This is a genomic window from uncultured Dysosmobacter sp. (genome assembly GCF_947631165.1).
Taxonomy (GTDB): Bacteria; Bacillota; Clostridia; order Oscillospirales; family Oscillospiraceae; genus Oscillibacter.
This window is the reverse complement of sequence record NZ_CANRKH010000064.1, coordinates 1-10,549: the sequence shown is the minus strand read 5'-3', so window position 1 is coordinate 10,549 and position 10,549 is coordinate 1. Positions and strand designations below refer to the sequence as shown.

The 10,549-nt window shown below is 59.9% G+C and carries 8 protein-coding genes; 3 read left to right on the top strand and 5 right to left on the bottom strand.

Features of this window, described 5'->3' with window-relative positions; genetic code table 11:
- From glgP to glgB, 5 genes are all read right to left on the bottom strand, one after another.
- The coding region (gene glgP / locus Q0Z69_RS15760) for a glycogen/starch/alpha-glucan family phosphorylase (protein ID WP_298035358.1) at positions 1 to 1,982 on the bottom strand (1,982 nt) is incomplete at its 3' end.
- A gap of 11 nt (positions 1,983 to 1,993) precedes the next feature.
- Entirely contained in the window at positions 1,994 to 3,793 is a 1,800-nt protein-coding gene (glgA, locus tag Q0Z69_RS15755; RefSeq protein WP_298035357.1) for a glycogen synthase GlgA, read from the bottom strand.
- A 180-nt stretch (positions 3,794 to 3,973) separates the two neighbouring features.
- Positions 3,974 to 5,086 (bottom strand): glucose-1-phosphate adenylyltransferase subunit GlgD, encoded by a 1,113-nt coding sequence (glgD, locus tag Q0Z69_RS15750; protein WP_298035356.1) that lies wholly within the window; start codon positions 5,084 to 5,086, stop codon positions 3,974 to 3,976.
- A complete protein-coding gene (locus Q0Z69_RS15745; RefSeq protein WP_298035355.1) occupies positions 5,083 to 6,291 on the bottom strand; it encodes a glucose-1-phosphate adenylyltransferase in 1,209 nt (402 codons plus the stop codon). The genes glgD and Q0Z69_RS15745 overlap by 4 nt, the downstream gene beginning before the upstream one ends.
- The gene (glgB, locus tag Q0Z69_RS15740) at positions 6,288 to 8,213 is read right to left on the bottom strand and encodes a 1,4-alpha-glucan branching protein GlgB (protein WP_298035354.1); all 1,926 of its coding nucleotides are present in this window, start codon (positions 8,211 to 8,213) and stop codon (positions 6,288 to 6,290) included. The genes Q0Z69_RS15745 and glgB overlap by 4 nt, the downstream gene beginning before the upstream one ends.
- Positions 8,214 to 8,560: 347 nt before the next feature.
- Between glgB and Q0Z69_RS15735 the strand changes: the two genes are divergently transcribed.
- From Q0Z69_RS15735 to Q0Z69_RS15725, 3 genes are all read left to right on the top strand, one after another.
- Positions 8,561 to 9,379 carry a TSUP family transporter gene (locus tag Q0Z69_RS15735; protein ID WP_298035353.1) on the top strand — a complete coding sequence of 273 codons (819 nt, stop codon included), beginning with the start codon at positions 8,561 to 8,563 and terminating at the stop codon, positions 9,377 to 9,379.
- Positions 9,380 to 9,389: 10 nt separating this feature from the next.
- The gene (locus Q0Z69_RS15730) at positions 9,390 to 10,094 is read left to right on the top strand and encodes an aspartate/glutamate racemase family protein (RefSeq protein ID WP_298035352.1); all 705 of its coding nucleotides are present in this window, start codon (positions 9,390 to 9,392) and stop codon (positions 10,092 to 10,094) included.
- 213 nt (positions 10,095 to 10,307) lie between these two features.
- Positions 10,308 to 10,549 (top strand): cation:dicarboxylate symporter family transporter (locus tag Q0Z69_RS15725; protein WP_298035351.1); only part of this gene is annotated, 242 nt, incomplete at its 3' end.

The window sequence follows — 10,549 nt, the reverse complement described above, 5'->3', positions numbered from 1 at the left end:
GCGCCGTTCATCATGAACTTCATGTTGCCGGTGCCGCTGGCCTCCTTGCCGGCGGTGGAGATCTGCTGGCTGACCTCGCTGGCGGGCATCAGACACTCGGCCAGGGACACCCGGTAGTTCTCCAGGAACACCACCTGCAGCTTATCCCTGCAGATGGGGTTGTGGTCGATCTCGTCCGCCAGGGAGTTGATGAGGCGGATGATACGCTTGGCCACGGCATAGCCGGGAGCCGCCTTGGCACCGAACAGGAAGGTGTGGGGCTGCGTGACGGCGTTGGGGTCATCCTGAAGCCGCTGGTACAGCGCAATGATGTGCAGCACATTCAGCAGCTGCCGCTTGTACTCGTGGAGCCGCTTCACCTGCACGTCGAAGATGGAGTCCGGGTTCAGGATGACGCCCCGGGTCTTTTTGGCGTAAACGGCAAAGTCCTCTTTGTTCTGCCGTTTGATGGCCGCCAAACGCTCCAGCACCGCCTTATCTCCGGCATAATCGTCCAGCTTCTGCAAAGTCAGGGGATGGAGCAGATACTCGTCGCCTCCGGTCAGCTCCCGGATCAATCCGTCCAGTCCGGGGTTGATCTCGCTGAGCCAGCGGCGGTGGTCGATGCCGTTGGTGACGTTCTGGAATTTCCACGGCTCCATGCCGTAGGCATCCTTGAACACGTCCTTTTTCAGGATGTCGGAGTGCAGGCCGCTGACGCCGTTCACCGCCATGCCGCCAGCGATGCACAGGTTGGCCATGCGGACCTCGCCGCCCCAGATGATGGCCATGGTCTGCGTCTTGCCGGGATCGTGGTAGAAATTCTCCACCTTCGCCTGCCAGCGGCGGGAGATCTCGGTGATGATCTGCCAGATGCGGGGCAGCAGGCTCTCCATCAGCTGCTGGGGCCAGCGCTCCAGTGCCTCCGCCAGAACGGTATGGTTGGTATAGGCCACGGACTTGGTGGTGATGTCCCATGCCTCGTCCCAGCTCATGCCGGCCTCGTCGATGAAAATGCGCATCAGCTCAGGCACCACCAGGGCGGGATGGGTATCGTTGATCTGGATCACGTTCTTCTCATGGAAGTTCTTCAATGTTCCAAAGGTCTCCAAGTGCTTCCGAGCGATGGACTGCACCGTGGCGGAGACGAAGAAGTACTGCTGCTTCAGCCGCAGGGATTTGCCTTCATAGTGGTTATCCTCGGGGTAGAGGACCTTGGCGATGGTCTCCGCCATGGCCTCCTCCTCGGCGGCCTTCAGATACTCGCCCTGGGAGAAGAGGGACATATCCACCGACTTGGTAGAGCGGGCATCCCACAGGCGCAGGGCGTTGACATGCTCGGTGCCGTATCCGGCCACCACCATGTCGCACGGCACAGCCAGGACCTTGGTGGCATTCTCATTGACGATGTGGAGATGGCCGTCGTTCCAGAATTCCCGGAGGGTCCCGCCGAAGTGGACCTCCTCGGCCTCCTCCATCTTGGGCAGCAGCCAGGCGGAGCCAAGGCCTTTCCAGTCGTCGGGCAGCTCCACCTGCTGGCCTTCCACGATCTTCTGCTTGAAAATGCCCAGCTCATAGCAGATGGAATAGCCGGCGGCGGGGATCTCCAGGGTCGTCAGGGAATCCAGATAGCAGGCGGCGAGGCGGCCCAGACCGCCGTTGCCCAGGCCTGCGTCCGGCTCGATCTCAAAGATGTCGGCGGCTTTGAAGCCCAGATGCTCCAGCGCCTCCTTCAGCTGTGGCAGGACCTCCAGGTTATAGGCGTTCTTCATCAGGCTGCGGCCCATCAGGAACTCCAGAGACATGTAGTGGACCTTTTTCTTCTGCTCGCGGCGGGTCACCTTGCGGGACTCCACGCCCCGGATCGCCATCACGTCCCGAAGGACCAAGGCGCTGGCCTTCATCATCTCCTGATCGGTGGCTTCCTCCGGTGTCTTGCTGAAGTTCAGCATCAGCTTGGCGGTAAGCGCCTCTTCCAGTGATTTTGTGGTAAATGGTGTCATGCGGCTCTTCCTTACTCTGCCGCTTTCTTCGCACGTTTGGCGGCAGGCCCTTTCTTAGCGGATTTTTCTTCTTTCTGAACAGCCGGTTTCCCAGCCGGTTCGGTCTTTTTTGCGGCCGCTTTCTTCACGGCTTTTTTTACGGGCTTCTTCGCGGCAGCCTTCCTGGCGGACTTTTTCGCGGGAGACGGCTTTTCGGCTTCCGCGGCAGGCGCGGACACCGCCTCCGCAGGCTCTTCGGCGGGCCTGGGCGGCTCTGTGTTTTCCACAGCGGACGCAGCCTCAGCCGCAGTCTCTACGGCAGGCGCAGTCTCAGCCTCCGCGGCAGGCGCGGCGCCGTCAAAAGGGTGGAAATCCTCCCGCTCCTGGACAGGCAAGACCTGGCCGGTGATACCGGCATAGATGCGCAGATAGTCCTTGGCGCTGCGGGCCCAGCTGAAGTCGCGCTCCATGGCCCGCTTCCGCAGGCGGCTGAAGGCGTCGGGATAATCCTTGTACAGATACACGGCCTCCCGGATCACGTGGAGCATGTCTGCGCTGGAATAGTTGGCAAAGGTAAAGCCGTTGCCCACATCCCGCCAGGCCTCGTAGGGCTGCACGGTGTCCTTCAGGCCGCCGGTTTCCCGAACGATGGGCAGCGTGCCATAGCGCATGGCGATCATCTGGCTCAGGCCGCAGGGCTCGCTCTTGGAGGGCATCAGGAACAGGTCCGCGCCGGCATAGATGGCCATGGACAGCTCCTCGTTGTAATCCAGCCGCACGGACATGCGGCCCTGATACTGCTGGCCCGCCCAGTGGAAGAACTCCTCGTACTTCTGGTCGCCCTTCCCCAGGATCACCAGCTGCATCGGAAGTTCCATCATATCATGAAGCACTTCACAAATCAAGTCCAAACCCTTGTGAGACACCAAGCGGCTGACGATGGCCACGATGGGGACGTAAGGTTCCTCCCGCAGGCCCATCAGCTTCTGGAGGTGCGCCTTGTCGGCCGCCTTGCCGGACATATCCTCCAGAGAGTAGTTGGCGGTGATGCGGGGATCGGAGGCGGGATCATACAGCTTCATGTCGATGCCGTTGAGTACGCCGGAGAGCTTATACTCACACTGGCGCATGATATTCTCCAGCCGGTGGGCGAAGTAGGCCATCTTCAGTTCGTTGGCATAGGTGGGGGACACGGCGTTGACGGCGTCGGCGCACAGGATCGCGCCCTTCAGCAGGTTCACGTCGCCATCCATCATGATGGTGCCGTCGGCGGCCCAGCCCGCGTCCAGGCCAAACAGGTCGCCCAGGACCTCCATGCCATAGCGGCCCTGATACTCGATGTTATGGATCGTCAGGGCGGTCTTGATGGAGCGATATTTGTCCTCCCGCACGCCGTCGTCCTTCAGGTAAATAGGCACCAGGGCAGTCTGCCAGTCGTTGCAGTGTATGACCTCCGGCCAGAACTTCAGATGATCCAGCATCCGCACAACGGCCCGGGAGAAGAAGCCGAACCGCTCGCCGTCGTCTATGTAGCCGTACAGGTCCGGGCGGTTGAAATACTGCTCATTATCCAGGAAGTACCAGGTCACGCCGTCCTTCTCCAGGGAGAAGAGGCCGCAGTAGCTGTGGCGCCATCCCAGATCCACATAATCGTAGCACTCAAAGGTCAGCTGCTCGCCGAATTTCTCCTTGACCCGCTGATACAGCGGCAGCACCACTGCCACTTCCGCGCCCTCCGCCGCCAGGGCGGCGGGAAGAGAGCCCGCCACATCCGCCAGGCCGCCGGTCTTGCAGAACGGCACTGCCTCGCTGGTCGCATACAAGATTTTCATAAGTAAACTCCTTTTCTACGTACTTGCCTCCCGGCCGCCAAAAACGGCCGGAGAAGGCACGCCGTCTCCATTCCCGTCAGCCGGAAACGGGGCGGCTGTTCCAAGCCTTCCAGTCTCACCCGCCTGCCGGAAGCTCCGGCAGGCAAACCACAAGGGGGAGCAAGCTCCCCCCTGCGGATCTTAAATCTGACTGCCCTTTGCCAGCACGATGGGATACGTGGCATGGCCCATCAGCGTCCGGCCCGGCAGAACTTCCACATCCTTGTCCGCAATCACATAGGCCAGCTGCGCGCCTGTCCGGACGATATCCTCCTTGAACAGCACGCTATTGCGGATCACGGCGCCGGCTTCCACCACCACGCCGGGGAAGAGGACAGAATTCTCCACCGTGCCCTCGATACGGCAGCCCTCAGCCACCAAGGAGTTGACGCAGCGGCCCTCGGCGCCCACATAGGTGGAGGATTTGTCATCGCCCTTGGCCCGGATGGGCCGCTCCTGGGTAAACAGCTCCGCCCGGATAGCGGGGTCCAGCAGCTGCATGCTGCGGTCATAGTACTCCTGCACGGAGCGGATCTGGGCAGCAAAGCCCGCCCAGATATAGCTGCGGAGATACAGGCTGTCCTTCTTGGCCTGCAGCACGTCCCGGCGCCAGCTGAACTGGTCTTTGCCCACGCACTCGTCCACCAGGGACTTCAAAAGCTGGGTCGAGAGGATGTATACCTCCAGGCCTCGGTAGCCCCGGGGATGGTTCAGACGGAACAGCACCTCCGTGATCCGGCCCTGATCGTTCATCTCGAAATAGGTACCGTCATCGGTGGCAAAGCTGTCGTTTCCGCAGACCACAGTGATGTCCGCACCGGACTCCACATGGCTCTCATAGATGTCGCTCAGGGGCAGGTTCACCACCAGATCGCCGTCCATCAGGGCCACGTAGTCCTGGCGGATGGTATCCAGATATGTGCGGACGCCCGCCAGGGCCTCGATCTTGCCTCGGAAGGGCATCACGCCCCAGTCCTTCTGATAGTTGAAGGGCGGCAGGACCCGCAGGCCGCCGCGCTTGCGGCTCAGATCCCACGCCTTGCCGGTGCCCAGGTGGTCCAGCATGCTCTGGTAGCGGCCGTGGAGCACCACGCCCACGTCGGTCACGCCGGCGTTCACCAGGTTGGACAGGGCAAAGTCCACCGCCCGATAGCGGCCGCCGAAGGGAATGGAGGACGCGGAGCGGATCTCGCCCAGCTCCCGCAGATCGTTGCGCCGTTCATAGGAAAAAATGATACCGTGCAGGCCTTTCATTTAGACACCTCCTCGCCGTTGCAATCCAGCATGCAGCCGGGCCGGACCATGCGGCCCTCTTCCACCTTGCAGCGGGGCGCCAGGACCGTCAGTCCCCAGGCCCCGTCGCCGGCGCTCTCCGGTGTGCCGCCCACGCGGCAGTCTCTGCCGATCCGGCACTCCTCGCCCAGGATGGCGTACTCCACCACCGCGCCAGGCTCCACCACGGTGCCGGGCAGCAGCACAGAATAACTGACACGGGCGCCCTCGCCCACCGTCACATTGGGTGAGAGAACGGAATTCTCCACCGTGCCGTTCACCTCGCAGCCACGGTTGAAAGCGCTGTGGGTCACATGGGAGTTCGTGCTCAAAAACGCCGGAGGCGCGTTGACGGAGCGGGCATAAATAGGCCAGGACTCGTCCAGCAGATCCAGGCCGGACTCAGGAGACAGCATATCCATGTTGGCGTCCCACAGGGACTCCAAAGTCCCCACATCCTTCCAGTAGCCGTCGAAGCGGTAGGCCGCCATCCGCTCTCCGTTGTTCAGCATGGCAGGGATCACATTCTTGCCAAAATCGTTCTCGGAATTGGGGTCCGCTTCGTCCTCCGTCAGGTACTTCCGCAGCGCCTTCCAGGAGAACACATAGATGCCCATGGACGCCAAATTGCTCTTCGGCTCCTTGGGTTTTTCGGCAAACTCGGTGATCATGTCGCTGCCGTCCACCGCCATGATGCCGAAGCGGGAAGCCTCGGCCCAGGGCACCTCCATGACGGAGATGGTGCAGGCGGCGCCCGCCTCCTTATGGCGCTTCACCATCTCGGAGTAGTCCATTTTGTAAATATGGTCGCCGGAAAGGATGACCACATACTCGGGATCATACAGGTCGATGAAGCCGATGTTCTGATAGATGGCGTTGGCGGTACCCTTGTACCAGGTGCCGCCCTTGCTGCCCTGATAGGGCGGCAGGATGTGGACGCCGCCGGTGGAGCCGTCCAGGTCCCAGGGCTGGCCGGAACCGATGTAGCTGTTCAGCTCCAGGGGTCGGTACTGGGTCAGCACGCCCACGGTGTCGATACCGGAATTGATGCAGTTGGACAGCGGGAAGTCAATGATGCGGTACTTGCCGCCGAAGGGAACGGCGGGCTTCGCCATATTGCTGGTGAGGACATACAGCCGGCTGCCCTGACCGCCTGCCAACAGCATGGCGACACAATCTTTTTTCATAATTTCTCCTGCTCCTTTGCCTGTTTTTTCTTCCTGGTTTTGGGGAACGCACCCTCTCCCCGCAGGAATACCGCGCCGAAGGCCGGGATCCGGATGGCGGCGGAGTAGTCCTTGCCGTGAGAGGGGATGGCCTCCACCATCACCGGCATGGTATCCCCAAAGCCGTCGCCGCCGTAAAAGTCTTCATCGGTATTGAACACAGGAATATACTTTCGGCGGGCTGGAACACCCATCCGATAGTTTTCATAGGTATTTGGCGAGAAGTTCACTGCGCACAGCAAGTCGCGGCCCTTCTTATCCTTCCTCAGAAACGCCACTACATTGTTGTGGTTATCATCCGGCACCAGCCACTCAAAGCCCTCCCAGGAAAAGTCGATTTCCCACAGGGCTGGCTCCTTTTTGTAAAAGGCGTTGGCATCTTTGAAGAATCGGTGGATCTGTTGGTTCTCCTCCCGCTCCAGCAGATACCAGTCGATGGATTCTTTAAAATTCCACTCATGCCACTGGCCCAGCTCCGCGCCCATGAATATCAGCTTCTTGCCGGGATGGGCCAGGAGATAGGCGTAAAATCCCCGGGTGCAGCGGAGCTGGTTGATATAGTCGCCGGGCATCTTGCCTACCACGGAGCCTTTCATGTGGACCACCTCGTCATGGGAGATGGGCAGCACGAAATTTTCGGAAAACGCATACATGAAGGAAAAGGTGATATCCTTGTGGTGGTCCTGGCGGAACCAGGGGTCCATTTTCAGATAGTGGCACATGTCGTTCATCCAGCCCATGTTCCACTTCAGGTTGAAGCCCAGCCCCCCCACGTCGGCGGGACGGCTGACCATGGGCCAGGCGGTGGACTCCTCCGCCACCATGAGAACGTCAGGGTCCACGCCAAAGGCCATGGCGTTCAGCTGGCGCAGAAAGTCGATGGCCTCCAGGTTCTCATGCCCGCCGTACTGGTTGGGCGTCCAGGCCTGCCCGCTCCGGCCATAGTCCAGATACAGCATGGACGCCACGGCATCGACCCGCAAACCGTCGATGTGGTACTCCTCCAGCCAGAAGCGGGCGGAGGACAGCAGAAAGCTCTTCACCTCCGGCCGCCCGTAGTCAAAGACCCGAGTCCCCCAGCCGGCGTGCTCCCACTTGTTGGGATCGCTGTACTCATAGCAGCAGGTGCCGTCGAATTCATAGAGGCCCTGCTCGTCCTTGCAGAAGTGGGCAGGTACCCAGTCCAGGATCACGGAGATGCCGTTTTTGTGCATATGGTTCACGAACCACATGAAATCCTTGGGCGTGCCGAACCGGGAGGTCGGGGCAAAGTAGCCGGTGCACTGGTAGCCCCAGGAGTCGTCCAGGGGGTGCTCTGTCACCGGCAGCAGCTCGATGGCTGTATAGCCCATCTCCTTGACATAGGCCGCCAGTTCTCTTCCCAAGGTGCGGTAATCCAGAAATTCATGCCCATCAATAGGCTTGCGCCAGGAACCGAGATGCACCTCGTAGATGTTCAGGGGGGAGTCATAGACCGGATGCCTGTGCTTCTTCTCTTTAAAAGTGCTGTCGCTCCACCGGAAGCCGCTGATGTCATACAGCTTGCTGGCGGTGGCGGGCCGGGTCTCGGTATGAAAGCCGTAGGGGTCCGCTTTCATATGTACCTGGCCGTCTCTCCCCAAAACCGCATATTTATAGGAGGCGTACTCCTCCAGGCCCGGGATAAAGCCCTCCCAGACCTCTCCCTTTTGGGTCAGGCGGTTCGCTGTCTGGTCCCAGCCGTTGAAGTCGCCCACAACGGATACCCCGGCGGCGTTCGGCGCCCAGACCCGAAAGCTCCAGCCCTGTTTTCCGCGCTTCTCCGCCGGATGGGCGCCAAACCAGTGCCAGCCGTCCGTCAGAGTCCCGGTATGAAATCGCTGGGCTTGTTCGTTTTTCGCCATGTAAACTCCTCTCCCCGCCGGTCTCCGCTCTGGGAGGCCGCGGGCATTTCACTGTCGGTCTTTTTTACAAGAGGTCAAGTTTATTATACTTCGTCAAAAAAACAGCGTCAAGAACACGCCTGTCGAAAAAGCCCTCAGCTTTTGGTTTAAATTGCTAATTGCTTCTCTGTTTTCACGATATTTTTTGTTGACCTTTGTAAAATCCTGCAAATTTCTTTGCTTTCCCCACACATTTTTACAGGTTATTTTTTCCAGTTCTTCTTGTCCTCCATATTGATTTTATCCGCCGCGTTTGTTAGAATAAGTAGAATTTTGCAGGACCGCTGTTTTTTGGGAGGCGTTTTTTCATGTCCATCCTCTCTTTTTTTACGGATGTCACCATCGACGGCTTTGCCCTCTGGGTCGTGCTGCTGATCTGCTGCGGCGTGTTCCTGGCCGCCTTCATGGACGCCATCGCCGGCGGCGGCGGGATTATCTCCGTCCCCACCTACCTGATCGCCTTTACCGGCCTGCCCACCTATTACGCCCTGGGTACCAATAAGCTCTCATCCGGCATCGGCACCGTGTTCTCCACCGCCCGATTCATCAAAAACGGCTATGTCCACTGGAAGCTGTTCGCCCCCTCCATCGTCCTGGCCCTGCTGGGCTCCATGGGCGGCACCTGGCTCCAGCACCACACGCCGGACACCGTTTTGAAATACCTGCTGCTGGTGGTGCTGCCTATCGTGGCCTTTGTGACCCTCCGTACCCGCAGCTGGCCTGACGAGCCTGGCGAGATCGAGCCCAGAAAGCAGGCGCTGATCGTGTGGGCCGCCGCCCTGGTTATCGGCGCTTACGACGGCTATTACGGCCCCGGTACCGGCACCTTCCTGATGATCATCTTCATCCGTCTGGCCAAGCTGGACACCCGCCACGCCGCGGGAGGCGTCAAGGTCATCAACCTGGCCTCCAACATCGGCAGCCTGCTTACCGCCCTGACCGCCGGATATGTATATATCGGCGTGGGACTGATCGCCGCCGCGGCGTCTATTGCGGGACACTATATCGGCGCGGGGCTTGCCATCAAAAACGGCAGCAGGATCGTCCGCCCCGCCGTCATTCTGGTGCTGATCCTGCTGACGGTCAAGGTGGGCAGCGAGCTGCTGTTCCCGGAATTCTGGAGCTGAGGTGAGCACTGTGAAACGATCCATCGGCATTTTGGGCGGCATGGGGCCGCTAGCCACGGCGGACCTGTTCCGCAAGATCGTCCTTCTGACCGACGCGTCCCGGGACAGCGACCACATTCGCATCTATATCGACGACAACGCCTCCATTCCCGACCGGACCGCCGCCATCCTGGCCGGCGGCCCGGACCCTCTGCCTGCCATGACCGACTCCCTGCGGAAGCTGGAGGCCTGTGGAGCAGACTGCATTATCATGCCCTGCAACACCGCCCACTACTTCCTGCCCCAGCTCCAGGCGCTGACGAAGCTCCCCTTCCTCAGCATGCTGGAGGCCACCGCCAGGGCCTGCCAGGCCCGGTTCCCCGGCGAGACCGCCGCCATCCTGGCCACCAAGGGGACCTTGGCCGCTGATCTGTACCAGCAGACTCTACTGGGCGCGGAAGTTCCCTTTCTGGTCCCCGGCCCGGAGGAACAGGACGCCCTGATGCGGGTCATCTATGAGGGTGTCAAGGCGGGCGCGCCGCCGGAGATGTATCGGTCAGATATGACCGCGGTGATGGAGCGCCTGACCGCCCAGGGCGCCGGATACTTTATTTTGGGCTGCACAGAGCTGCCTGTGGCCTATCAGGCCCTGGGTCTGACCGCCCCTGCCGTGGACCCCACGGCGGAGCTGGCCAAAGCCGCTATCCGCTTCTGCGGATATGCCGCGAAAGAATAATGACCCATCGCCTTCGGTTCAGCAAAATGCTGAGCCGGAGGCTTTTGTTTACATCTTCTTCACAAACTTTGCAGTTTTTTGCAATTCGCTTTACAACCGCGCCAACCTTTGGTATAATATGGATAATTTAAGGTGTGCTGTTTTGTGAAAAACATAAAACACCATTCTTTAAAGAGGAAGCGCGAGGAATTTTTTGTTTTATGAGGTGAGTGTATGAAGAAAAAAATCAGCCTTCCCATGCAGATCCTGATCGCCCTCATCGCCGGTATCATCGTAGGCTTTATTTTCTACGCCGCCGGTCTGAAGGACATCGCCACCAACTATCTCAAGCCCTTTGGCGATATCTTTGTCAATCTTCTGAAGTTTATCGTCGTGCCTGTGGTCCTGCTGTCCATGATCGACGGCATCATCTCCATGAACGACATGCGCAAGGTCGGCTCCGTGGGCATCAAGAC